General features: G+C 63.8%; 24 protein-coding genes and 1 pseudogene. 15 read left to right on the forward strand and 10 right to left on the reverse strand.

Translation table 11 applies throughout. From position 1 onward, the window contains the following. Positions 1 to 66: 66 nt before the first annotated feature. The 5 genes from ABXS05_RS12530 to ABXS05_RS12550 all read right to left on the reverse strand — a co-directional run bounded on the left by ABXS05_RS12530 (position 67) and on the right by ABXS05_RS12550 (position 3,377). The gene (locus ABXS05_RS12530) at positions 67 to 429 is read right to left on the reverse strand and encodes a tRNA-binding protein (RefSeq protein WP_311933523.1); all 363 of its coding nucleotides are present in this window, start codon (positions 427 to 429) and stop codon (positions 67 to 69) included. Beyond that, positions 426 to 1,166 (reverse strand): TetR/AcrR family transcriptional regulator, encoded by a 741-nt coding sequence (locus ABXS05_RS12535; protein WP_311933524.1) that lies wholly within the window; start codon positions 1,164 to 1,166, stop codon positions 426 to 428. The genes ABXS05_RS12530 and ABXS05_RS12535 overlap by 4 nt, the downstream gene beginning before the upstream one ends. Positions 1,167 to 1,332: 166 nt before the next feature. Beyond that, a complete protein-coding gene (gene proC / locus ABXS05_RS12540) occupies positions 1,333 to 2,160 on the reverse strand; it encodes a pyrroline-5-carboxylate reductase (RefSeq protein WP_311933525.1) in 828 nt (275 codons plus the stop codon). 282 nt (positions 2,161 to 2,442) lie between these two features. Next, positions 2,443 to 2,943, reverse strand: a complete 501-nt coding sequence (locus ABXS05_RS12545; RefSeq protein ID WP_105861637.1) for a type III secretion system chaperone family protein — start codon at positions 2,941 to 2,943, stop codon at positions 2,443 to 2,445. Between the two features lie 179 nt (positions 2,944 to 3,122). Further along, entirely contained in the window at positions 3,123 to 3,377 is a 255-nt protein-coding gene (locus ABXS05_RS12550; RefSeq protein WP_068288466.1) for an accessory factor UbiK family protein, read from the reverse strand. A 196-nt stretch (positions 3,378 to 3,573) separates the two neighbouring features. On the opposite strand from ABXS05_RS12550, the gene lgt reads away from it, so the two are divergent. Continuing rightward, positions 3,574 to 4,434, forward strand: coding sequence for a prolipoprotein diacylglyceryl transferase (lgt, locus tag ABXS05_RS12555; RefSeq protein WP_311933529.1), 861 nt, complete (start codon positions 3,574 to 3,576; stop codon positions 4,432 to 4,434). Continuing rightward, positions 4,431 to 5,519, forward strand: a complete 1,089-nt coding sequence (locus tag ABXS05_RS12560) for a class I SAM-dependent methyltransferase (RefSeq protein WP_311933530.1) — start codon at positions 4,431 to 4,433, stop codon at positions 5,517 to 5,519. The genes lgt and ABXS05_RS12560 overlap by 4 nt, the downstream gene beginning before the upstream one ends. Before the next feature lie 90 nt (positions 5,520 to 5,609). On the opposite strand, the gene ABXS05_RS12565 is transcribed toward ABXS05_RS12560, so the two are convergent. After that, positions 5,610 to 6,185, reverse strand: a complete 576-nt coding sequence (locus tag ABXS05_RS12565; RefSeq protein ID WP_367624140.1) for a DUF992 domain-containing protein — start codon at positions 6,183 to 6,185, stop codon at positions 5,610 to 5,612. 178 nt (positions 6,186 to 6,363) lie between these two features. Between ABXS05_RS12565 and pgeF the strand changes: the two genes are divergently transcribed. From pgeF to ABXS05_RS12610, 9 genes are all read left to right on the forward strand, one after another. Beyond that, entirely contained in the window at positions 6,364 to 7,152 is a 789-nt protein-coding gene (gene pgeF, locus ABXS05_RS12570; protein ID WP_367624141.1) for a peptidoglycan editing factor PgeF, read from the forward strand. A 127-nt stretch (positions 7,153 to 7,279) separates the two neighbouring features. Further along, entirely contained in the window at positions 7,280 to 8,428 is a 1,149-nt protein-coding gene (locus ABXS05_RS12575; protein WP_367624142.1) for a M24 family metallopeptidase, read from the forward strand. Positions 8,429 to 8,578: 150 nt separating this feature from the next. Beyond that, positions 8,579 to 9,547, forward strand: a complete 969-nt coding sequence (locus tag ABXS05_RS12580; RefSeq protein ID WP_068288448.1) for a ribose-phosphate pyrophosphokinase — start codon at positions 8,579 to 8,581, stop codon at positions 9,545 to 9,547. Between the two features lie 419 nt (positions 9,548 to 9,966). Further along, a complete protein-coding gene (locus tag ABXS05_RS12585; protein WP_311933539.1) occupies positions 9,967 to 11,562 on the forward strand; it encodes a peptide ABC transporter substrate-binding protein in 1,596 nt (531 codons plus the stop codon). Between the two features lie 122 nt (positions 11,563 to 11,684). Then, positions 11,685 to 12,608, forward strand: coding sequence for an ABC transporter permease subunit (locus tag ABXS05_RS12590; protein WP_367624143.1), 924 nt, complete (start codon positions 11,685 to 11,687; stop codon positions 12,606 to 12,608). Further along, positions 12,601 to 13,725 (forward strand): ABC transporter permease, encoded by a 1,125-nt coding sequence (locus ABXS05_RS12595; protein ID WP_311933542.1) that lies wholly within the window; start codon positions 12,601 to 12,603, stop codon positions 13,723 to 13,725. Before ABXS05_RS12590 ends, ABXS05_RS12595 begins: the two co-directional genes overlap by 8 nt. Before the next feature lie 111 nt (positions 13,726 to 13,836). After that, on the forward strand, positions 13,837 to 15,486 hold the full coding sequence (locus ABXS05_RS12600; protein WP_367624144.1) for an ABC transporter ATP-binding protein: 1,650 nt from the start codon (positions 13,837 to 13,839) through the stop codon (positions 15,484 to 15,486). A 113-nt stretch (positions 15,487 to 15,599) separates the two neighbouring features. Beyond that, a complete protein-coding gene (locus tag ABXS05_RS12605; RefSeq protein WP_437178655.1) occupies positions 15,600 to 16,865 on the forward strand; it encodes a BtaA family protein in 1,266 nt (421 codons plus the stop codon). A gap of 8 nt (positions 16,866 to 16,873) precedes the next feature. Then, the gene (locus ABXS05_RS12610; protein WP_367624146.1) at positions 16,874 to 17,536 is read left to right on the forward strand and encodes a class I SAM-dependent methyltransferase; all 663 of its coding nucleotides are present in this window, start codon (positions 16,874 to 16,876) and stop codon (positions 17,534 to 17,536) included. 211 nt (positions 17,537 to 17,747) lie between these two features. Here the strand turns inward: ABXS05_RS12610 and ABXS05_RS12615 are convergent, their stop codons facing one another. The 3 genes from ABXS05_RS12615 to ABXS05_RS12625 are packed head-to-tail and all read right to left on the reverse strand — an operon-like array spanning position 17,748 to position 19,328. After that, entirely contained in the window at positions 17,748 to 18,221 is a 474-nt protein-coding gene (locus ABXS05_RS12615) for a MaoC family dehydratase (protein ID WP_367624147.1), read from the reverse strand. Further along, positions 18,218 to 18,673 carry a MaoC family dehydratase gene (locus ABXS05_RS12620; RefSeq protein ID WP_367624148.1) on the reverse strand — a complete coding sequence of 152 codons (456 nt, stop codon included), beginning with the start codon at positions 18,671 to 18,673 and terminating at the stop codon, positions 18,218 to 18,220. The genes ABXS05_RS12615 and ABXS05_RS12620 overlap by 4 nt, the downstream gene beginning before the upstream one ends. Positions 18,674 to 18,677: 4 nt before the next feature. After that, a complete protein-coding gene (locus tag ABXS05_RS12625) occupies positions 18,678 to 19,328 on the reverse strand; it encodes an LbetaH domain-containing protein (RefSeq protein ID WP_367624313.1) in 651 nt (216 codons plus the stop codon). Between the two features lie 197 nt (positions 19,329 to 19,525). Here ABXS05_RS12625 and phnC point away from each other — a divergent pair, with 197 nt between their 5' ends. The 4 genes from phnC (at position 19,526) to phnE (ABXS05_RS12645) (ending at position 23,240) form a co-directional block, all read left to right on the forward strand. Then, positions 19,526 to 20,350, forward strand: a complete 825-nt coding sequence (phnC, locus tag ABXS05_RS12630) for a phosphonate ABC transporter ATP-binding protein (protein ID WP_367624149.1) — start codon at positions 19,526 to 19,528, stop codon at positions 20,348 to 20,350. A 60-nt stretch (positions 20,351 to 20,410) separates the two neighbouring features. Beyond that, complete coding sequence (phnD, locus tag ABXS05_RS12635) at positions 20,411 to 21,343, forward strand: phosphonate ABC transporter substrate-binding protein (RefSeq protein ID WP_149254205.1); 933 nt, start codon at positions 20,411 to 20,413, stop codon at positions 21,341 to 21,343. A gap of 105 nt (positions 21,344 to 21,448) precedes the next feature. Beyond that, positions 21,449 to 22,333, forward strand: a complete 885-nt coding sequence (gene phnE / locus ABXS05_RS12640) for a phosphonate ABC transporter, permease protein PhnE (RefSeq protein ID WP_367624314.1) — start codon at positions 21,449 to 21,451, stop codon at positions 22,331 to 22,333. A 13-nt stretch (positions 22,334 to 22,346) separates the two neighbouring features. Beyond that, the gene (gene phnE, locus ABXS05_RS12645; RefSeq protein WP_367624150.1) at positions 22,347 to 23,240 is read left to right on the forward strand and encodes a phosphonate ABC transporter, permease protein PhnE; all 894 of its coding nucleotides are present in this window, start codon (positions 22,347 to 22,349) and stop codon (positions 23,238 to 23,240) included. A 3-nt stretch (positions 23,241 to 23,243) separates the two neighbouring features. On the opposite strand, the pseudogene ABXS05_RS12650 reads toward phnE (ABXS05_RS12645), so the two are convergent. Beyond that, a pseudogene (locus tag ABXS05_RS12650) lies at positions 23,244 to 23,986 on the reverse strand (ArsR/SmtB family transcription factor). Between the last annotated feature and the right edge of the window lie 145 nt (positions 23,987 to 24,131).

Raw genomic sequence — 24,131 nt, forward strand, 5'->3', positions numbered from 1 at the left:
AAAAACCCCATTCAGGATGAAGAGTATGGCGACCGGGAGGTCGCCACTCCGCACTTTCGCCAGCTCTCAGAACAGTCGCGAGCCGTTCGGGGCACCGCGTTCGGGTGTCGCCAGCACGACAGCACCATCGGCGCCGGGAAAGCCCAGCGTCAGCACCTGCGACATGAACTTGCCGATCTGGCGCGGCGGGAAATTGACCACAGCCATCACCTGGCGCCCGACCAGCTCATCGGCCCTGTAGAGCGCGGTGAGTTGAGCGGACGACGCCTTGATGCCGATCTCGTCGCCGAAGTCGATGCGCATGCGATAGGCCGGCTTGCGGGCCCCTTCCAGGGGCACCGCCTCCAGCACCGTGCCGATGCGAATATCGACCTTGAGGAAATCGTCGAAGCCGATCTCCGCCGCCGGCTGCCCGTTGCTGTTACTCACACCGCCTCCGCATCGTCTCGATCATCCCTGCCTCGCCGGCGCGACTCGGCGAAATCGTGAAAACGCTCGCGCAGCCTTTCGCGCATGCGGGCACGGCGCTCATGAGAACGTTCGGCGATGCGGCGGAACGGCGCGAAGATCTGGCAAAGATCGTCGGCCCGCTCCATCCAGCGTTCGCCCGAGCGAAGCTGCCGGTCGACTTCCTTCATCGTCGTGGCCAGGCCTTCGTCCTCGTCCTTCAGCCAGACCTTGACGATGCGAGCCCAAGCCAGCGCCAGTCCCTGCGCCCGCACGGCTCCCATCGGGCCATCGGCGTCGATATCGGCGGCCGTCAGCATCCATTGCATCGAATTGGTGACGACACGGTTCCAGGCCGCCATGGCGAGCGGATCGAGCGCGAAGGCCCTGGAAATATTGGCGATGGCAGTCTTGTGCGGCGAGAGCACGTCGATACGGCGCATCAGAATGTCGAACAGCCTCTCACGGGCCGGCTCTTCGGCCATGCCCGCATCGATGCCATCGAGCACCTTCTGGTCGACCTGGCGCGAATAGGCAGCAAGGATGGCCCCCTTGGAGGGGTAGAGGCCGCGCAATTGCGACAGAGACAGTCCCGCCTTGTCGGCAATGTCGGCCAGGCCGATCTCGCCCCAGGGATTGTCGGCGCATAGCGACAGCAAGGCCTCTACAGCGGCCTGACGCGGATCGACGGCATTATCGGCTTTCGGCTTGGCAACCATGGCTCGAACCTCGTTTTTCGGTGTGCCCCGTCCGATAAAGATAGGCCGATTGCGAACCGGATCAATGCGGCGCGTTGGCCGCAGGAGTTCGGTGTTGCCGTCTGGGGGACGTGTCTTCAGACCCGGCTCTCGACATGAGAGGCCTTCGTGATCTGGAGACCAGCCCTCAGGACGCGAGTTCGCCCGCGCGCCGGCGAGCGGCCTCCACTGCCCGCTTCATCAATGCCGTCAGGCCGTTTTCAGCCATCAGCACTTCGAGCGCCGCCGCAGTGGTGCCGCCCGGGCTGGTGACGTTCTGCCGCAGCGTGGCGGCCTGCAGGTCGGACTGGTGCAGCAATTCGCCGGAACCCGCCACGGTGGCGCGCGCCAGCCGCATGGCGAGATCGGCCGGAAGGCCCGCCGCCGCTCCGGCCTCCGCCATGGCTTCGACGAGATGGAAGACATAGGCCGGCCCCGAGCCGGAAACCGCCGTCACCGCATCGATGTGGCTTTCATCCGCCACCCACTCCACGGCGCCAGTCGCCCGCAGCAAGGCGTCGGCCGCCCGTTCCTGATCGGCGGTCACGAAGGCATTCGGCACGGCAGCGGTGATACCGCGGCCGACGGCAGCCGGCGTGTTCGGCATGGCGCGCACGATGGCGGTGCCTGCCGGCAGCAATGCCGCGATGCTGGCAATGGTCTTGCCTGCCATGATGGAGACGGCCAGCGTATCCGATCCGAACAGGGGGGCGACCGAACCCATGGCGACGTCCATCATCTGCGGCTTGATCGCCAGGAGCACCACCGCCGGCGTGCCGAAGGACGCCAGCATCGGGTTGACCGCGACACCTTTTATGGTGAGGTCTCCGGCAATCTCCGGCGGCAAATGCGGATCGATCACCCCCACCTGGGCCGGATCTAGGCCGAGCTTCAGCCATCCTTCCAGCATGGCCCCGCCCATCTTGCCGGCGCCCAGCAGCAGCAGCTTGCCGCCAATGTCCAATGCTTCAGCCATGCGAAGAACTCCTGCAAATAAGAAGCCGGCTTCGGCAGCCGCCTATTTCGCAGCTGCAATGGGTCACCGGAAAAGGTTCGTCCTTGCGAGCGCAGCGAATCAATCCAGGAATGTCCGTGTAGACCCTATGAGGGCCGGATTGCTTCGCTGCGCTCGCAAGGACGCGGAAAGCCCCCGAATACCAGAGCAAAGCACGTTTACACGTAACCGCTGCTTTTCTCTAACTCATTGTTTCGACGCGTCTTTGCGATTCTTGGTGATTCCAGGAAATCACAAAACGCTCTAGGCTTCGCCCACGGTTTCGAAAAGCACCGCTTCGAGCGCCTCCTTGGGGGTCTTGCCGGCCCAGATCACGAATTGGAAGGCCTGGAAATAACGTTCGCAGGTTTCCACCGCGATCTCGATCAGGGCTTCGCATTGGCGCGGCGTGGCCTCGGCGCCGCCGGCCAGGAACAGGGCATGGCGATACATGATGACCTGGTCGGCATTCCAGACGTCGAAATGGCCGACCCACAGCTGTTCGTTGACGAGCGCAATCGTCTGCAAGAGATCGGCGTGGCGGCGCTTGGGAATTTTGGCGTCGAAGGAGCAGGCCAGATGCAGCGACTCGATATCGTCCATCCAGGTGAAGGAGACGGCATAGTCGCAGCCATGCCCCTTCACGACGATGGAGATCTCGTCTTCGCCGAGTCTGTCGAAGGCCCAGTCATGAAGACTCGCCAGATGTTCGACGAGATCAACCGGATGACCGGCCCGCTCGCTCTGGAGCTCGATTACCGACATTGCAACTCCCGGCGCCTCCGAGGAGGCGCATTGGCGCTGCGAATACCGATCGATACGCAGCCTGTGTGGGGAGAGTTCAGGCATTCGGGCTGAATCGGCAAGGATTCGTTCCCGCCGTCCACAAGGAGGCCTCTCATTCTTCGCCGGTCTTATTGTCGCACGGCGAGACAATCTTGCGCTTAACGCGCGGCAAGCTTGGCTTCGAGTTCGGCGATACGGGCCGCCAGGCGTTCGTTTTCGTCGCGAGCCTTGATCGCCATCTCGCGCACGGCATCGAACTCATCGCGTCGAACATAGTCGAGATCGCGCATGATGCGTTCGGCCTGGCTGCGCACGACACTGTCGACTTCCCGGCGCACGCCCTGCGCGACGCCGGCGGCGTCGGTCATCAATTTGGCGAACTCGTCATAGATACGGCCGGATTGCTGTGGCATCACGAAACTCCTTTGCGGCGTCGATAGCACGGGCCAGACCTCGATAAAAGTGCGGCCCCGCTAGGGCGTGTCGTCAGTTATGGTTTCGAGCGAGACGAGGTCAAAATCGCTCCCGTCTAGCCCGAAACCATAACTGACGACACGCCCTAGAAGCTTCTGCCTTGACGCTGTCACCTCTAGTCACCAAAAGGCACCCATGCCTGAGCAATATTTCATCGTCCCCGCTTTCGATCCGGTGCTGATCCATATCGGCCCGCTCGCCATACGCTGGTATGCGCTGGCCTATATTTTCGGCCTGCTCGGCGGCTGGTGGTATGGACGCCGCCTGATCGGCAACGCCAGGCTCTGGCTCGTACAGCCCGGCACCAAACTGCAATTCGACGACCTCCTGATCTGGGTCACGCTCGGCGTGGTGATCGGCGGACGGCTCGGCATGCTGCTCTACGAGCCCGATTACTATCTCGCCAATCCGATCGAGATCCTCAAGGTCTGGGAAGGCGGCATGGCCTTCCATGGCGGTTTCCTGGGGGCGGCACTTGCAGTGATCCTGTTTGCCTGGCTCAACAAGATCCCGGTCCTGTCCTATCTCGACATCGCCTCCTGCGTGGCGCCGATCGGCCTGTTTCTCGGCCGCATCGCCAATTTCATCAATGACGAACTATGGGGGCGCCCGGCCTGGGGGTCGTCCTGGGGCATGATCTCACCATCGAGCCCGTTCTCGATATTTCCGCAGGGGCCGACGCCGCGCTATCCGAGCCAGTTGATCGAGGCCGCCCTGGAGGGCCTCGCGCTGTTCGTGCTGTTTGCCATCATGACACGCTTCGGTGCCTTGAAACGGCCGGGCCTGATCGCCGGCCTGTTCGGCATCGGCTACGCCGCCGCCCGCTCCTTCAGCGAACTCTACCGCGAGCCGGACGGCTGGTGGATCCAGGACGTGCTGACGGTCGGACAAGCCTATTCGCTGCCGATGGTCCTGGTCGGCCTTGGCCTGGTGGTGTATGCCCTGATGCACCGTCCCGAGGCGCCCAAGGCCTCCGACACACCGAAATCGGCATGAGCGAAACCCCGCTCGCCCGCGAGATCAAGGACCTGATCCGCCAGGAAGGGCCGATCGACGTGGCGCGCTACATGACGCTCGCGCTCGGCCATCCCCGTCACGGCTACTACATCACGCGCGATCCGCTCGGTGCCGCCGGGGATTTCACCACCGCTCCCGAGATCAGCCAGATGTTCGGCGAGATCATCGGCCTGTGGGCGGCCCATCGCTGGATGATCCTCGGCTCGCCCGCCCGGATCAACCTGCTCGAACTCGGGCCCGGACGCGGCACGCTGATGGCGGACGCCTTGCGGGCGATCGGCAAGGTCGTGCCCGCCTTCGCCGAGGCCATCGCACTCCATCTGGTCGAGACGAGTCCCGTCCTGCGCGAAGCCCAGGCCAAGACCTTGGAGAACAGCCTCGGGGGACGCCGCCCGACCTGGCACGACGACATCGCCAGCCTGCCGGAGGGGCCATCGATCATCATCGCCAACGAATTCTTCGATGCCCTGCCCGTGCACCAGCTGGTGCATCAGGGCGGGCGCTGGCATGAAAGATTGGTCGGCCTGGTCGATGACGAACTCGCCTTCGGGCTCGCCCCGGAGCCCGTACCGGCCAACCAGGCACCTCCCCTTTCCGATGGCGCGCTCGACGGCACCATCGTCGAATATCCGGAAGCCGGTTCACAGGTGATGGCGGCCCTCTCTGCGCGCCTTGGCCGCTTCGGCGGCGCCGCCCTGATCATCGATTACGGGCATCTCGAATTCGGCGTCGGCGACACGCTGCAGGCCATGGCCGGCCATGCCTTCGTCGATCCGCTGACCCGTCCCGGCGAGGCCGACCTCACCACCCATGTCTGCTTCGAGACGCTGGCCCGCATCGCCGCCGACCGGCATCTGGCGATCGACATCCTCACCACGCAGGCCCATTTTCTCAACGAACTCGGTATCCGCCCGATGGCTGCCAATCTCAGCCGCCATGCCACGCCGGAACAGGCAGAAGCGATCGCCAAGGCGCTCGAACGCCTGACCGACGACGCCCCGCGCGCCATGGGTTCGCTGTTCAAGGTGCTGGCCGTCTCGGCGCCGGGAACCGAGCGCAGCTGAGAAAGGCATGGTTCTTGCCATCACCGAGGCAGGCCCGGGTGATGGCAAGCTAGCGAGAGCCTCGCAATTTTCGCTCAGCTCCTCGAGGCCTCACACCTTGCAGCGGCAGCTCTTGCGATGCTTCTTCGCCTTGTAGTGATGGCGATGGGCCTTGTGGCGGGGACGGTAGGCCCGCTCGGTCTGGATGATCACCGGCGCTGCGACCGGGCGGATATGCAGGCTGCCGATGCCGGCCGACGCGTTGAGGCCGGTCTGCCCCTGCACCGAGATCGGCTGCAGCGTCACGCCGCCATTGCCGCCACCGAGCAGGACATTGGCCCCGACGCCGACCGCCGCGCTGGCCTCGGCCGACACGCCGGCATAGTTGCCGCCCAGGGGCGCGTGACGGTTGGACGGCTCGAAGACCGCCCAGACCATACGCCCGCCGAAGGTGAAGCCGACATCCACGCCGACCTTGGTGATGGTGCCGTCATAGAGTTCGCTGTAGCCGTTGAAGCCGGAGAACCGGCAGGAAACCGGCTTGCGCGATCCCAGCACCACGCCGATGCCACCGCCGATGTCGCAGGTAAGCGTTCCCGTCCTGACGGCCGCCTCGGCCGAACCGGCCGCCGCAGGCGCCAGCAGGGCCGCCAAAGCAAATGCGGACAAGGTTTTCGTGATCTTCATGGGGCACCTATTCAACAAATCTTCTCCGGCCGCGGCAGGATGCCAGGGCACTTTGAACCAACGGCTTGAAAACGCAACGGTTCCCGCCGCGAAATCGCCGGTATCAGAATCCTGACTGGCCCGGCTTCCCGCCGGGCGCCGGTTTGACATCCCTCCACTTCCTCCCGATCCTGCCGCCATGACCGATTCGCCCGCCATCGCGCTCCAGCACGCCGCCCTCGACCTGCCCGGCATCCGCCACGGCTTCTTCACGCGCCAGGGAGGCGTGTCGGACGGCATCTATGCCTCGCTCAACGGCGGATCAGGCTCGGACGACGTTCCCGATCACGTCCGCGAGAACCGGGGCCGCATGGCCGACAGCCTCGGCGTGCCGCGCGATCGCTTCATCACCTGCTACCAGGTGCATTCCCCCAACGTGGTCACCGTCACCGCGCCCTGGACCCGCGAGCACGCGCCCAAGGTCGACGCCATGGTGACGCGCGAGCGCAACCTCGCCTTGGCTGTCGCCACCGCCGATTGCGGCCCCGTCCTGTTCGCAGACGCCAAGGCCGGCGTGATCGGCGCGGCTCATGCCGGCTGGAAGGGCGCCTTCACCGGTGTGCTCGAAACCACGCTCGACGCCATGGTCGGCCTCGGTGCCACACGCGGCAACGTCGTCGCGGTGCTCGGTCCCATGATCTCGCGGGCGGCCTACGAGGTCGGGCCGGAGTTCAAGGCCCGCTTCATCGAGGCTGCTGCCGACAATGCCCGCTTCTTCGGCCCGAGCCCCAATGCGGGGCATGCCATGTTCGATCTGCCGGCCTATATCACCATGCGTCTCACCGCGGCCGGCATCGGCCGCTTCGAGGACATGGCGCTGTGCACCTATCAGGACGAAGAGCGCTTCTTCTCCTACCGGCGGGTGACCCATCGCAAGGAGCCAGACTATGGCCGCCTGCTGCATGCGATCGCGCTGGCAGATCACTAGAGCAAAGCGCGTTCAGGCGTGAACGCTTGTTTGCTCTAACTCTTTGGTTTTACGCGTCTTTGCGATTCCTGGTGAATCGACCAAATCGCAAAACGCATCGGGAACGAGGTTCGAGGCGGGACCTGCCATGTTACATTTTTCGACCGATGAGTTCGCCACGCGCCTGAAGCGCCTGCAGGCGGAGATGGCCACGCAAAAGCTCGATGCCATGCTGCTCTTTGCCCAGGAGAGCATGTACTGGCTGACCGGCTACGATACCTTCGGCTTCTGCTTCTTCCAGTCCCTGCTGGTGCGCGCCGACGGCACGATGGCGCTGCTCACACGCACGGCGGATCTGCGCCAGGCCCAGCACACCTCCAACCTCACCGACATCCGCATCTGGACCGATCGCAGGGATGCGACACCGGCCCAGCAACTCCTCGCCATGGTCCGCGATCTCGGCGTGACGGGCGGCCGCATCGGCGTGGAATTCGATTCCTACGGCCTCACCCATGCCAATGGCCGCAAGCTCGAGGCGGCTTTTGCCGGCGATTTCGAGCTGGTCGACGCTTCCGATGTCGTCGCCCATCTCAGGGCGGTCAAGTCGGCGGCAGAAATCGCCTATGTGCGCGAGGCCGCGCGCCTCTCGGACGCGGCCGATGCAGCCGGCATCGCCGCCGTATTTCCCGGCGCCGACGAGGGCGACATCCTCGCGGCCCAGCACAATGCCATCTTCTCGGCCGGCGGCGACTATCCCGCCAACGAATTCATCATCGGCTCGGGGCGCGACGCCCTGCTCTGCCGTTACAAGAGCGGCCGCCGCAAGCTCGCCGAACGCGACCAGATCACGCTGGAATTCGCCGGCGTCTATCGCCACTACCACGCGGCGCTGATGCGCACGATCACGGTTGGGGACGTCTCGCCCCGTCACAGCGAACTCTATACCGCCGCCCATGAGGCCCTTCTCGCCTGCGAGGCCGAGATCCGGTCGGGGCGCACGGCCGGCGATGTCTTCGCCGCCCATGCCCGGGTGATGGATTCGCACGGGCTGGAGGAGCACCGGCTCGCCGCCTGCGGCTATTCGCTCGGCGCCAAGTTCACGCCGTCCTGGATGGACCAGCCGATGTTCTACGAGGGCAATGACTGGGTGTTGGAACCGGGCATGGTGATGTTCGCCCACATGATCCTGATGGACTCCGACAGCGGCACCGCCATGTGCCTGGGGCGGACCAGCCTGACCACCGAGAACGGCAGCGAAGTGCTGAACGGGGCCGACGCCGGATTGCAGATGCGTTGACCCGGCCGGGCATCGGAACAGCGGCAAATCATCCCAATCTGCACGCATTCCAGCCATGCAAGTGTGAACTCCTTGTGACGCCCCCATTGTATGCGGGCCGGTCAGTTGCTAAGAGCCGGGTGCATTTTTCTCAAAGCGGGAGCCGGCTTCATGGCGGCAGGTGACAGGGGCCACGGTTCGGGCGAGATCAAGCTCGTCGCCGGCAATTCGAATCGTGCACTGGCCGAATCGATTGCGACCTATCTGAAGACCCCCCTGACGAAGTGCTCGGTGCGGCGGTTCGCCGACATGGAGATCTTCGTCGAGATCCAGGAAAATGTCCGCGGCGCGGATGTCTTCGTGATCCAGTCGACCTCCTTTCCCACCAACGACCATCTGATGGAGCTGTTGATCATCACCGATGCCCTGCGCCGCTCCTCGGCCCGGCGCATCACGGCGGTGATCCCCTATTTCGGCTATGCAAGGCAGGATCGCCGCGCTTCCGGCCGCACGCCGATCTCGGCCAAGCTGGTCGCCAACCTGATCACCCATGCCGGTGCCGACCGTGTGCTGACCCTCGACCTGCATGCCGGGCAGATCCAGGGCTTCTTCGACATTCCCACCGACAACCTGTTTGCCGCTCCGGTGATGGAGCGCGACATCAAGGCCCGCATGGAGCTCGACAAGCTCATGGTGGTCTCGCCCGACGTCGGCGGCGTGGTGCGCGCCCGTGCCCTCGCCAAGCGCATAGATGCGCCCCTGGCCATCGTCGACAAGCGCCGCGAGCGCGCCGGCGAGAGCGAGGTCATGAACGTGATCGGCGACGTCAAGGGCCGTACCTGCATCCTGATCGACGACATCATCGATTCCGGCGGCACGCTGGTGAATGCTGCCGAAGCCCTCTTGGAGCGCGGCGCCAAGGACGTGCTGGCCTATATCACCCACGGCGTGCTCTCAGGCGGCGCAGTGGCCCGTATCGCCTCCTCCAAGCTGCGCGAACTGGTGATCACGGACTCGATCATGCCGACCGAGGCGGTACGCGTGGCCCAGAACATCCGCGTCATCTCGATCGCGCCGCTGATCGGCGAGGCCATCGGCCGCACTGCCTCCGAAGAGAGTGTCTCCAGCCTGTTCAATTGAGCCAGCCGTTCTCATCAGTTCGAATTGCCATCACGAAACCGCCGCGCGAATATGCCCATTCGCACGGCGGTTTCGTTTTGCCTGGCCCGACATGGCGTCACATCCTGCCCTGTCACACGCGGCCAGGTTGTGCACGGCTTATCCCCATAATTCAATCAGACCTTCATCCTATCAGTCTTCGCAATGCACAGGACATAAAGCGCGGTCGGTTATGGCGAATATTGCGTCGCATCCCGGCCACCCGCAATTTTCAGACGATCACTATACCCTTCGACATACTATCCCCCTGCACGCGGACCGAGCAGCTCTACCCTTCCTTTCCCCGTCGAAAATCGCGGGTTGCCGTAGCGAATGCGAAGGCCTTTACTGCCGGCCTTCAACCAATAGCCGGAACAACTGGCTTCAGAGGGGACATCAGGATGACAGCAGCCTTGAAAACGCGCTTGTTCGGCGCCCTGCTCGCCGTAGGCTTGCTCAGCGGCACGGCCTTGTCGGCTTCCGCCGAAACCGTGTTGAACAAAGGCCTGGGCGGCGAACCTCAATCGCTCGATCCCATCCACACCACCACCAATATCGAGCAGTTCATCATCGACGACCTCTACGAAGGTCTCACTGCCTATGACGGCGCCGGCAAGGTGGGTCCCGCCGTCGCCGAAAGCTGGACGGTTTCGCCGGACGGGCTGGTCTACACCTTCAAATTGAGGCCCAGCGCCAAGTGGTCCAACGGCGACCCGGTCACGGCCGAGGATTTCGTCTACAGCTTCCGGCGCAATCTCGATCCCAAGGAAGCCGCCGAATATGCCAGCCTGTCCTATCCGATCAAGAACGCACAGGCGATAAACACCGGCAAGGCAGCGATCGATACGCTCGGCGTCAAGGCCATCGATGCCGGTACGCTGGAAATCACCCTCGAAAGCCCCGTCCCCTTCTTCCCCGAACTCCTGGCTCATCAAAGCGTGGTGCCGGTGAACAAGGCCAATGTCGAGAAATATGGCCGTGATTTCGCCAAGGCGGGCAAGCTGGTGTCGAACGGCGCCTATACGGTCACCGAGCAGATACCCGGCGATCACCTCACCTTCGTCAAGAACCCCAATTACTGGGGCGCGGCAAATGTGAAGATCGATCGCGTCGTCGCCTATCCAAGCGAGGACCAGGCCGCCATCCAGCGCCGCTTCCTGGCCGGGGAACTCGACCTCGCCTATCAGTTCCAGGCCGATCAGCGCAAATTCCTGCAGGAGAAGGTCGGCGACGAGGTTCACGTCTCGCCATCGACGTCGAGCGAATATTACGCCTTCGACACCCGCAAGCCGCCCTTCGACGACATCCGGGTCCGACGGGCCTTCGCCATGGCGATCGACCGCGACTTCCTGGCCAATGACGTGCTGAACGGCGTCTATCAGCCGCTCTATAGCTGGATCCCGGAGGGTATCGCCAACTACACGCCTGCCAAGGCCGACTTCGCCGACACGCCTCAGCTCGACCGCGAGGACAAGGCCAAGGAACTCTTGAAGGAAGCGGGCTACGGCCCGGGTGGCAAGCCGCTCAAGGTCGAGATCCGCTACAACACCAACGAGAACTGGAAGAAGGTCGCCACCGCGATCGCCGATATGTGGAAGGGCCTCGGCGCCGAGGTCACCATGCTCAATTCCGATCTCAAGTCGCACTATTCCTATCTGCAGCAAGGCAATAGTTTCGACGTCACGCGGGCAGGCTGGGTCGCCGACTATGCCGATCCCGAGAATTTCCTGACCCTGGGTGTCTCCACCAACAAGGTCTTCAACTACGGCCACTACAACAATCCCGAATTCGATGCCCTGATGGCCAAGTCCTTCACCGAGCGGGACGTCGCCAAGCGCATGCAGATCCTGCATGACGCCGAAGCCATGCTGCTGCGTGATGCCTCGGTAACGCCCCTGCTGGTCTATAACGACCCCTGGCTGGTTTCCAAGAAGGTCAAGGGCTGGCACGACAACCTCGCCAACCACCACGGCACGCGTTTCCTCACCAAGGAATGAGCTGCTGCGTGTGTGATGGCAGGAGGCCATCCTCCTGTCTCTCATCCGCGGCTGGAGAAGCGTGCCTGCCTCGCCGATGACGGGCCTGAACGCTTCGCAGACAGCCAATCCGAGGCGATGTCATGCTTTCATTCGTGCTGAAGCGTCTGGCGAGCGCGATTCCGACCCTGTTCGTGATCGTCACGCTTTCTTTTTTCCTGATGCGCCAGGTACCGGGCGGGCCCTTCAATCTCGCCCGGCCACTGCCGCCGCAGATCATGGACAACCTGAACCGCGTCTATCATCTCGACGACCCGGTATGGAAACAGTATCTAAATTATATCTGGAACGTATTGCGCGGCGATTTTGGCCCCAGTTACGTCTATCGCGACTATACGGTCTCTGAAATCATCCTCCAGAAACTGCCATACTCCCTGCAACTGGGCAGCATGGCCTTGCTCCTGGCTGTCGTCGGCGGCATTCTGATCGGAACAATCGCTGCACTGCGCCAGAATTCGATCGTGGATGTTGCCGTAACCGCGATCGGCAATATCGGCATCACCATCCCCAACTTCGTCATCGGGCCGGTCCTCGCGCTCCTCTTCGGACAAACCCTGCATTGGCTGCCGACGGGCAGCTGGGGCGACGGCTCGTTTCGCTATCTGCTCCTGCCGATGATCACCCTGGCCCTGCCGGAACTGGCGACCTTTGCCCGCCTGATGCGTGGCTCCATGCTGGAGGCCCTGCATGCCGACCACATCCGCACGGCGAAGGCCTATGGCCTGCCCGCCAAGCTGACCATCGTCGCCCATGCCATGCGCGCCGGCACCCTGCCGATCGTCACTTATCTTGCTCCCGCCGCCGCCTCGCTGCTGACGGGCTCGGTGGTGGTCGAGAAGGTGTTCGGCATTCCCGGCGTCGGCAAAGATTTCGTCGAGGGTGCCCTCAACCGCGACTACACGCTGGTGATGGCGACCGTGGTGCTGGTTTCGGTCTTCATCATCATCTTCAACCTGATCGTCGACCTGCTCTATGCCTGGCTCGATCCGAGGGTGCGTCATGACTGAAACAAGCCTGGCACCCGCCACACTCCCGCGCAGCCGCAGCTTGCTCGAACTCGCCTGGCTGCGCCTCCGCCGCAACAAGGCCGCCATGGTCAGCCTGTTCGTGTTTGCGGCCATCGTGATCTTTTCCGTGCTGGGGCCGTTCTTTTCGCCCCACGGCTACGACCAGGTCTATGGGTCCTACGTCAAGGTTCCGCCCAGCCTCTCGCCCTATCCCAAGCATGCGACGCTCGAGGAGGCCATGAAGCGCGCGGCTTCCCAGGCCCGTCTGCAGGTCCAATCCTTCGAGACATCGGGCACCCAGTTCACGGCGACATTGACGTCGAGCCGGGCGATCGATCCGCGCGCCACCCGCTATGTCGATCGCATCGACGAATTCCGCAACACCAAGGTCACCGATATCAGGGACGACGGCCGCACGGTCGTCATGCAGGGTGACATCAATGGCCAGTATTTCCTGCTCGGCACCGATGGCAATGGCCGCGATCTCATGACGCGTATCATGATCGGCGGCCAGGTCTCGCTGCTCGTCGGCCTGCTCGCCAGCCTGGTCAGCTTGGTCATCGGCGTCACCTACGGCGCCGTGTCGGGCTATATTGGCGGGCGTGCCGACAATCTGATGATGCGCTTCGTGGAGATCCTCTATTCGCTCCCGTTCATGTTCTTCGTCATCCTGCTGGTGGCTTCGTTCGGGCGCGATTTCTGGCTGATCTTCGTCGCCATCGGCGCCATCGAATGGCTCGACATGGCCCGCATCGTGCGGGGCCAGACCCTGTCCCTGAAACGGCGCGACTTCATCTCGGCAGCCCATGCCCTGGGGCTCAGCGAGGGGGCGGTGATCCGCCGCCACATCATTCCCAACACGCTGAGCCCGGTGCTGGTGTTCCTGACGGTGCGCATTCCCCGCATCATCCTGCTCGAAAGCTTCCTTTCCTTCCTCGGGCTCGGTGTACAGGCACCGCTCACCAGTTGGGGAGCGCTGATCAAGGAAGGCGCCGATTCCATGGAGGCGGCCCCCTACCTGCTGATCTGTCCGGCCATCTTCCTGGTCACCACCCTGTTCTGCCTCAATTTCATCGGCGACGGCCTGCGCGACGCCTTCGACCCCAAAGATCGCTAGAGCGTTTTTCTTTCAGACGGAGGCGCTTTGAACCGCAAAATACTACCGATATCAATACGTTAAAACGCGGGGACGGTTCGGCTTAGCCGCATTTTGCTTAAGGGAAGACCGATGCAACAGACACCTGTGGATCAGGCTACGAAAGACATCCTCCTCGACGTCAGCGGCCTGGAGGTCGACTTCAGCACCCCCGACGGTACGGTCAAGGCGGTCAAGGGCATCGACCTCAAGGTCAGCAGAGGCGAGACCGTCGCCATTGTGGGCGAATCCGGCTCGGGCAAGAGCCAGACCATGATGGCATTGATGGGCCTGCTGGCCGGCAACGGCCAGGTCCGGGGATCGGCCAAATATCGCGGCAGGGAATTGCTCGGCCTGCCGGCGAAGGAGCTCAACAAGGTACGCGGCGACAAGATCACCATGATCTTCCAGGAACCGATGACCTCGCTCGACCCGCTTTACAAGGTCGGGCGCCAGGTAGCCGAGCCGATCGTCCATCATCGCGGCGGCAGCTATAAGCAAGCCCGCAAGAAGGCAGTGGAGCTGTTCAAGCTCGTGGGCATTCCCCATCCCGAGCGGCGGGTGGATGCCTATCCCCATGAGATGTCGGGAGGCCAGCGCCAGCGTGTGATGATCGCCATGGCGCTCGCCAACGATCCCGATCTGTTGATCGCCGACGAGCCGACCACCGCCCTCGACGTCACGGTGCAGGCGCAGATCCTGTCCCTGCTCGCCGATCTCCGGCAGCGCCTGGGCATGTCCATCGTCTTCATCAGCCACGATCTCAACATCGTCCGGCGTTTTGCCGATCGCGTCTATGTCATGCGCCGTGGCGAAGTGGTGGAGACCGGCACCACGCAGGAGGTCTTCGACAATCCCCGGCATGACTACACCAAGATGCTGCTGGCGGCCGAACCGTCGGGCCACAAGGATCCGCCGCGTCCCGATGCTCCCGTGCTGCTCGAGGGCCGCAACATCCGCGTCACCTATCATCTCAGCGGCAGCCTGTTCGGCGGCCACAAGGCGATGGATCTGAAGGCGGTGGACGATGTTTCCGTGCGCCTGCAGCAGGGGCAGACCATCGGAATCGTGGGTGAATCGGGGTCGGGCAAGTCGACCCTGGGCCGCGCCCTGCTGCGGCTGAATACCGGCGAAGGCAACATCCGCTTCGACGGTCGGGACATCTCGCGGGCAAGCGTGCTCGAGATGCGTCCGCTGCGACGCGCCCTGCAATTGGTGTTCCAGGATCCCTACGGTTCGCTTTCCCCCCGCATGTCCGTGGGATCCATCATCACCGAGGGCCTGAGGGTGCATGAGCCGAATCTGTCGGCTGCCGATCGCGACATCAGAGCCATCCAGGCCTTGACCGAGGTTGGCCTCGATCCCACCGCCCGCAACCGCTATCCGCACGAATTCTCGGGCGGCCAGCGCCAGCGCATCGCCATTGCGCGCGCCATGATCCTCAAGCCCAAGGTGGTGGTGCTCGACGAGCCGACCTCGGCGCTCGACCGCTCGGTGCAAAAACAGATCGTCGAGCTGCTGCGCGAGCTGCAGGCCTCCCACAGCTTGTCCTATCTGTTCATCAGCCATGATCTGTCGGTGGTACGCGCGCTGTCCGACTATGTCGTCGTGATGAAGGAAGGGCGCATCGTCGAGGAGGGCCCCACCGCCCAGATCTTCGATGCACCGCGCGAAGCCTATACTCGCACGCTTATGGCGGCTGCACTCGGCAAGGAACGTGTGGAGGCAACAGGTACGGCCTGAGGACCTGTCGCCTGCGCGTCGCTTTGGCGGCCCCTTGTCATCCCCCCGTCATCGCTTGGTCTTATCCGCGAATCCCATCGCACAACCCGGATTCGGCGAAGGAGCGGATGGGCATGACGGATGTGAACAGCATCGGGACACAGGCGCCAGCCAAGAGCCAGGGCCATGTGAAGCAGGCCGTGGAACATCACCGGCTATTGTCGCTGCGCGGCATGCAGGACCGGCTCTTCACCTTGGCTTTCAGTGGCCTCGTCTATGCCCAGATCTGGGAAGATCCCGAGATCGACATGGAGGCGCTGGCTCTCAAATCCGACGACCGACTGGTTGCCATCGCCTCCGGCGGCTGCAATGTGATGAGCTATCTCAAGGCTGGCCCGGCTGCGATCACCGCGGTCGACCTCAACCGCCACCATATCGCCCTCAACCGCCTGAAGATCGCGGCCGCCCGGCACCTGCCCGATCATGCCGCCTTCTACGACTTCTTCGCACGCGCCCACCAGCGCCGCAATGTTTCGATCTACGAGACAGCCCTGCGCTCCCATCTCGACGCCGAGACACGGGCCTATTGGGACGGGCGCGACCTGCTTGGCCGCCGCCGCATCGGCTATTTCGGCAAGAATCTCTATCGTTACGGCCTGCTCGGCCGTTTCATCGGCTTGGGACACCTGATCGGGCGGCTGCATCGCATCGATCCGGCCGACCTCCTGGCCGCCCGTGATCTCGCCGAGCAGCGCCGGGTCTTCGACGAGCGCATCGCGCCCCTGTTCGATCGCCCCCATATCAAATGGCTCACCCGCCGGCGGGCCTCGCTCTATGGCCTGGGCATTCCGCCCGAGCAATATAACGCCCTGGCCGGGGCGGCCGCAGACGGGGAAGGCATTGCCGACGTGCTGCGCGAGCGGCTGGAACGCCTCGCCTGCGATTTCGACCTCAAGGACAATTATTTCGCCTGGCAGGCCTTCGGTCGCGGCTACAAACCCGATGGCGACGGGCCGGTGCCACCCTATCTCGAGCAGACGGCCTACGAGGCCGTGCGCGATCGGGCCGATCGCATCGATGTCCGCCACGTCAATTTGATCGACCACCTCAAGGCCCAGCCGGCAGCCAGCCTCGACGCCTATGTGCTGCTCGATGCCCAGGACTGGATGACCGATGTCATCCTCACCAAGCTGTGGAGCGAGATCACCCGGACGGCTCGCCCCGGCGCCCGCGTGATCTTCCGCACCGCCGCCGAGGAAAGCCTGCTGCCAGGCCGAATTCCCGCCGACCTTTTGGCGCGCTGGTCCTACGACCGCGAGCGCTGCCGGGCCTGGACCGCGCGCGACCGCTCCGCCATCTATGGCGGCTTCCATCTCTACGAGCTGCGAGCCCTCCATTGAGCATCCAGATGCAGGCAGGCGACGCCGCGGCGGCGATGAACCGGATCTATCGCCACCAGCGCTACATCTATGATCTCACGCGCAAATATTACCTGCTCGGGCGGGACCACCTGATCGCCTCGCTCAAGCCGGCAGCGGGTGAAACCATTCTCGAAATCGGATGCGGCACCGGCCGCAACCTCATCGCCGTGGCCCGGCGCTATCCCGCCACGGCGCTCAACGGTTTCGACATCTCGACGGCGATGCTCGAAACGGCTCGACACTCGCTGGACCGCAATGGCCTGGCCCGTGTCAGCGTGGCTCAGGCCGATGCCACCCGTTTCTCGCCCGAGCAGTTCGGGCGCAAGGGGTTCGAGCGCATCTATATCTCCTACACGCTGTCGATGATCCCGGATTGGCGCGCCGTGCTGGAACGGGCCGTTGCAGCCCTGGAACCGGGCGGTCGCCTCCTCATCGTGGATTTCGGCCAGCAGGGCGGCCTGCCGAGCTGGTTCAAGCGGGTGCTCTTTGCCTGGCTGGCGCGCTTCCACGTCCATCCGATCGCCGCACTGCCCGCAGCACTGGCGGATCTTGCAAGCCGCGAGGGCTTGCAGCTCCGGACCAGGGACCTCTACCGCGGCTACGCGTTCTATGCGGAATTGGCACGGAAACCGGGCAAGCCGATCTCCTGATCGCGCCATGTCTTGGCGCTGGTGCTGGGAGGACGGGAGAAACCCCTCTGCTCCTTTCAGAGCCCCAGCTGATCGCCTCGCCAAGTCTTGCCTCCCGGCCTGGCTAAGGCACGTCTACTTAGCCCGATCGATAGGGCTCGAGCAACTATGCGACCAGGTTGATGGCTCCAGGTCCTTCAGTGCGGATTGATGACCCGTACACCGAGGCGCCTCATCCACGCCTTTCCCAGAAGACAGTGCCCTCGAAGCGGAACGCCTGCTCGCCATGCTGGTTGAGCGCCGAGCTCTGCATGGAGACGATGCCCCATTCGGGGCGGGAAGCGCTCTCCTTCTTGCCCGTGATCTCCACGCTGTAGCGCAGCGTATCGCCGGCGCGCACCGGCTTGGCCCAGACCATGTTGCGAAAGCCCGGCGACGGGCCGAGCTTCACCACCGGCTTGCCGAGCTGACGCGCCCGCGCGATCTCGACTTCCTGATGCGCCACCAGGAGCTTCATCCAGACCGCCGCAACCTGCCAGCCCGACGCCACCAGGCCGCCGAAATGGCTGGCCTCAGCCGCAGCCTCGTCGACATGAAAGGGTTGGGGATCGTAGAGGGTCGCAAAGCGCTTGATGTTCTCGACCGAAAAAGTGAAGGCGCCGATCTCGTCGGTATCGCCGATGGCAAGATCCTCGAAATATTTCATGCCACCTGCCTCCGGCCGAACATGATGGAGCCAGTCTGGGTCGTGACCACCGTCTTGCCGTCCGCCACCAATTCGAACAGAAACTTCACCAAGCCCATTTCGGGGCGGCTTCTGGAAGCCCGCGCCTCCAACGTCGTACGGCGAACGCTCAGCGTGACATCCGGGCGGAGCGGCGCCAGCCACTTAACCTCGTCGATGCCGGGGGCGCCCATCGAGGTGGAGTTGAGCATGAAGCCATCGCAATTGAGCCGCATCAAGATGCAGCAGGCATGCCAGCCGGATGCCGCAAGCCCGCCCAGCATGGTGCTTTTTGCCGCCTCATCATCGAGATGAAACGGCTGGGGGTCATATTCCCTGGCGAAGGCGAGGATGGCCTCACGCGTCAGCCTGTACGAGCCATAAGTGGCGATCTCGCCGACCGGGAAATCTTCGAAATGGAGGGTATCAGCCATGCCCTCAGGATGGACCGATTAGGCCCTCAACGGCAAGAGCCTGATATTTGTCGAGGAAAGCCTCGACCGGGAGCTTGCGGAAGTCCGGCAGGGCGGCCCGCAGCGCTTCATGCGACCAGTCCCACCAGGCCAGGGCCTGCAGGCGATCGGCAATCGCGTCGTCGAAGCGCCGACGGATCGGCCGCGCCGGATTGCCGGCGACGATGGTATAGGCCTCGACGTCGCGGGTGACCACGGCGCCAGCACCCACCACGGCGCCGATGCCGATACGACGTCCTGGCAGCACGATCGCACCATGCCCGATCCAGACATCATGGCCGATATGGACATCGTGTTCCCTACGCCAAGCGAAGAAGTCGCTCTCGTCGCTCTCGCCTTCGAAATAGGCCGAGGCGCGATAGCTGAAATGGCTTTGGCTCGCCCGGTCCATCGGGTGATTGCCCGGATTGATGCGCGTATGGGCCGCGATCGAGACGAAACGGCCGACATGGCTATAGGCGATGTCCGCATCGTTGACGACATAGGAATAGTCGCCGAGTTCGACTTCAATCAGGCTGGTCCACGGTCCCACCTCTGTGTAGCACCCGAGCCGGCTCGCTGAAACCGAAGCCGTCGGGTCGATGAGAGGCGTGGGGCTGAGCTTAGGCAAGGCAATTCACCGGTCATGGAAAGGCTCGTACTTCCCATTCTCCTGCGACAACGCCATGACAAGAACCGGCCGGAGTGCCCGGCCTGTCGCAATTGTCGGCGACATCGGCGGTGGATCGTCACCGAAACATCATTGAACTGCCATCCCTCTGTAATGGCCCGGCGTTACCGACTCCGGAAACCTGCACGAGAAGGGATCTGTTCATGCTGGCGATCAAAGGAGTTTCCAGGCGCTTTGGCGGCAAGACGGCTGTCGCCGATGTGAATCTGGAAATTGCGCCCGGCGCCTTCATCGGCGTGATCGGGCGCTCAGGGGCCGGCAAGTCGACATTGCTGCGCATGCTGAACCGCCTCGTCGACCCGAGCGACGGTACGATCTCCTTCGATGGCGTCGATGTCACGGCCCTGCGCGGACAGGCCCTGCGGGACTGGCGCGCGCGCTGCGCCATGATCTTCCAGCAGTTCAACCTCATCGGCCGCCTCGACGTGCTCACCAATGTGCTGATGGGCCGCCTTAACAAGGTCTCGACCGCCAGCGCCGTGCTGCAGCTGTGGGGCCTCGAGGACAAGGCCATGGCGCTCGCCGCGCTGGAGCAGTTCGACATCGCCAATCTTGCCGGCCAGCGTGCCGACAGCCTGTCCGGCGGTCAGCAGCAGCGCGTGGCGATCGCCCGCGCCCTGGTGCAGGAACCTTCGATCATCCTGGCGGACGAGCCGATCGCCTCGCTCGACCCGCGCAATACCAAGGTGGTGATGGACGCGCTCTTACGCATCAACAAGCATTTCGGTATCACCGTCATCTGCAACCTGCATTCGCTCGACCTTGCTCGCTCCTATTGCGACCGCCTGATCGGCATGTCGGCGGGACGCGTGGTGTTCGACGGCGTTCCCGCCACGCTCACCGCCGACGCGGCCCGCGACCTCTACGGCCTGGAGGCCGGCGAAGTGATGGACGCAGATGCCGACACCAAATGGGCAGGCGGTACAAATTCGGCAGGCTTGGCTCGCCCTGCCAGCGTCGCGGCCTGACAGGCCGGCTGCGCATCTTCAAGAGCCACAAGAACACGATATTTCCGACAGGAGAGACCTATGCTTTCGCGCCGCACGCTGCTCGGCCTTGCCGCAGCAGCCATGAGCTTTGCCGCCGGTACTGCCCAGGCCGAGGACTGGAAGGCCCAGTATCCCGAATTGACGCTCGCCGTCATTCCGGCCGAGAACGCCTCCACCACCAATGACCGCTACCAGCCGCTGGCCGACTACATCGCCAAGCAGGTCGGCGTGCCGGTCAAGCTCAACATCGCCAACGACTACGCCGCCGTGATCGAAGCCCAGCGCGCCGGCTTTGCCCAGATCGCCTGGTACGGCCCGGCCTCCTATGCCCGCGCCATCATCACCGGCGTCGCCACCGAGCCGGTCGCCGTGCCCCGCCATAACAACGGCCTCACCGGCTATTATTCGGTGATCTATGTGAAGGCCGACAGCCCCTACAAGACCATCGAGGACCTCAAGGGCAAGAAGCTCGCCCTCGTCGACCCGAACTCGACCTCCGGCAACAACGCACCGCGCTTCGGCCTGCACAGCCAGGGCATCGACGTCGACAAGTTCTTTTCGTCCGTCGTCTTCGCCGGTAGCCACGACAATGCCGTGCTGGCCCTTGCCCAGGGTACCGCCGACGCCGCCGCCAACAGCTGGAACTCGGAAGACGATTCCAACCTGACCCGCATGCTCAGCCGCGGCATCCTCAAGAAGGATGACGGCACCGCGATGACCAAGGCCGATTTCCGTGTCATCTACAAGACGCCCTTCCTGCCTGAAGGCCCCTATACGGTGCTCGCCTCGCTGCCCGACGATCTGAAGAAGAAGATCGGCGCCGCGCTGATCGACTACGCCAAGAACGACAAGGCCAATTTCGACAAGCTTTCCGATGGCAAGGATCTCGAACTCACGGCGATCAGCGCCAAGGAATATCAGCCGATCGTCGACATGGTGAAGTTCAACGACGCGCTCCGCAAGACCCAGTAAAGCCAGGCACGACCGAAAGAAAGGGCGCGTACCGCAAGGTGCGCGCCCTTTGCGCAGACGGATTTCGCCTTGGACCGCGCTCGCTCGACTTGGCAGGAGGATATAATATTGCCGGCTATCAATAGCCTGCCGGAAGCGCAGGCCCGGGCGTTGCTGAAGGCCTATCAGGCAACCATTGCCGCCAAGAAGCGGCGGATCTGGCTCGCCGTCGCTGTCGGCATCGCCCTCTACGCCCTGTCGGCGCATGTGGCCTCGGTCCGGCCGGGTTTCCTGTGGACTCATCTCGGCAACTTCACCTCCTTCTTCAGCCGCATTGCCCCTCCCCTCAGTCTCGGCAACTTCCTCGGCGATGTCAGGGAGTGGTATTGGGGTTTCGGCAAATGGCTGGTGCTGCTCGGCGACACGCTGCTCGTCGCCTATCTCGGCACGCTGCTCGGCGTGCTCGGCGCCTTCGTCCTGTGTTTCATGGCGGCCGCAAACCTGACGCGTAGCCGGCTTCTGCGCGCCGTGGTGCGCCGTTGGCTCGAATTCTGCCGTACGGTTCCCACCATCGTCTTTGCCATGATCTTCCTGATCGCCTTCAAGTCCGGGCCGATGGCCGGCGCCCTGGCACTTGCCATCCACACCATGGGTGCGCTCGGCAAGCTGTTTGCCGAAGTGGTCGAGAATGTCGACATGAAGCCTGTCGAGGGCACAGTCGCCACCGGCGGCTCCTGGCTGGAAAGCATACGCTTTGCGGTGCTGCCCCAGACCCTGCCCAACTTCGCCTCCTATTCCCTGCTCCGCTTCGAAATCAATGTCAGAGAGGCCGGCGTCATGGGCTTCATCGGCGTCGGCGGCATCGGCCAGGAGCTCCTGGTGGCGATCCGCACCTTCGCCTATGCCGATGTCAGCGCCATTCTTTTGATGATCATCGTCACCGTCTTCATCATCGATTTCGCCACCGAGAAGCTGCGCCACCGCCTGATCGGCCAAGAGGCACTCCATTGAACAAGGCGATGCCATGAACAATCGCATCAACGGCCCGGCACCGCGTCCGGCGGGTCCGCTCGCCCCGCTCGGCCCTGAAAAACTCGCCTCCGTGGCGGCCCGCCATCGCGTCCATTTCGAAACCTCCTGGCGGACGCGTTTCCTGGCGGGCGGCGTGATCGCCGTCCTGCTCGCCCTTGCCGTCGTCGCCATGATCCGGCTCGAAGTCACGCCGGATCGGTTCTTCAGCGGCCTTTCGCGGCTCGGCACCTTCGTGGTGCAGATGTTCCCGCCCAATGACGAAGGCAAATTCTGGTTCTTCGTCGAAGCCCTCGCCGAAACGCTCGCCATCGCCTTCGCCGGCACGCTCACCGCGGCCGTGCTGGCCGCGCCTGTGGCCTTCCTGGCGGCCCGCAACGTCATTCCCAATGTCTTCGTCCGGTTCGCTGTGCGCCGCGGTCTCGATGTGATCCGTTCCGTCGACGCGCTGATCTGGGCGCTGGTCTGGGTCGGCGTCGTCGGCCTCGGTCCCTTCGCCGGCGTGCTCGCCATCATCTGCGTGGACTTCGGTGCCTTCGGCAAGCTGTTCTCCGAGGCAATCGAGACCACCGACAACAAGGCAAGCGAGGGCGTTCTCTCCACGGGCGGCAACCGGATCCACCGCATCCGCTTCGCCCTGATCCCGCAGGTCCTGCCGGTGATGGCGAGCCAGGTGCTCTATTTCTTCGAATCCAATGTGCGTTCGGCGACCATCATCGGCATCGTCGGGGCCGGCGGCGTCGGCCAGTATCTGGCCGAATTGCTGCGGGTACTCGACCTGCCACCGCTCGGCGTGCTGATCTTCATGATCCTGGTCACCGTCGCCGTCATCGACGTGATTTCGTCGCGCCTGCGGCTCGCGATCATCGGCCAGCCGCAGCGCCCCTGAGGCCTATTCCGCCAGGCCGAAGGTCGCGTCGAACGCCTTCGCGCCGGCGGGCGTGAAGGCGATCACGCGCCCCTGTTTGCGCCGGGCCCAGTCGCGCTCGATCACCCAGTCGAGCAGCCTCGCGCCCAGGGCTCCGCCGAGATGGCTGCGGCGTTCGCTCCAGTCGAGGCAGCGTCGGCAGACGGGTCTCCGGCTCCTGGCCATGGCCGGAACGTCGAGCCCCAACCCGACGAAGAAATCCCTGCCCGTGGCCGTCACCACGGGATTATCGTCACCGCTGATGAAGCCCTGGCAGACGAAGCCGTCCAGCAGGGCAACACCGCGTGCCCCGGCCAGGTGGTCGTAGCAGATCCTTGCCGCCCGCATGGCTTCGTCGCGCGGGCCGGTCCGCACTCTTAGTGGTCGTAGCAGATCCTTGCCGCCCGCATGGCTTCGTCGCGCGGGCCGGTCCGCACTCTTATCGCACCGGTGCGCTGGGCCAGCCCCATCAGGGCTTCCAGGACCTGCGCGACATCGTGGCCCGACAGGCGAAAATAGCGGTGCCGTCCTTGTTTTTCCGCCGAAAGCAGGCCGGCGGCATCGAGCTTGGCGAGATGGCCGCTGGCTGTCTGCAGACTGATGCCTCCGGCCTCGGCCAGTTCACTCACGGTGAGGGCCCGCCCGTCCATCAGCGCCGTGAGCATGTTGGCACGGGCGGGGTCGCCGATCAGGGCGGCGACAGAGGCGATCATCGGTCCGTCTTTCATACTACGATCATAGCCGAAGCATCGAGGTCGCTCAATCGCCTAGCCTGTCCCGGTCGTTTTCAACCACGGGACATCCACGATGATCGCCTGCCATGACATCGCCCCCTGCAAGCCCGCGCCGCGTGAGGGATCGGCGACGACGGCC

It is taken from the genome of Labrys neptuniae (genome assembly GCF_040797145.1).
Taxonomy (GTDB): domain Bacteria; phylum Pseudomonadota; class Alphaproteobacteria; order Rhizobiales; family Labraceae; genus Labrys; species Labrys neptuniae.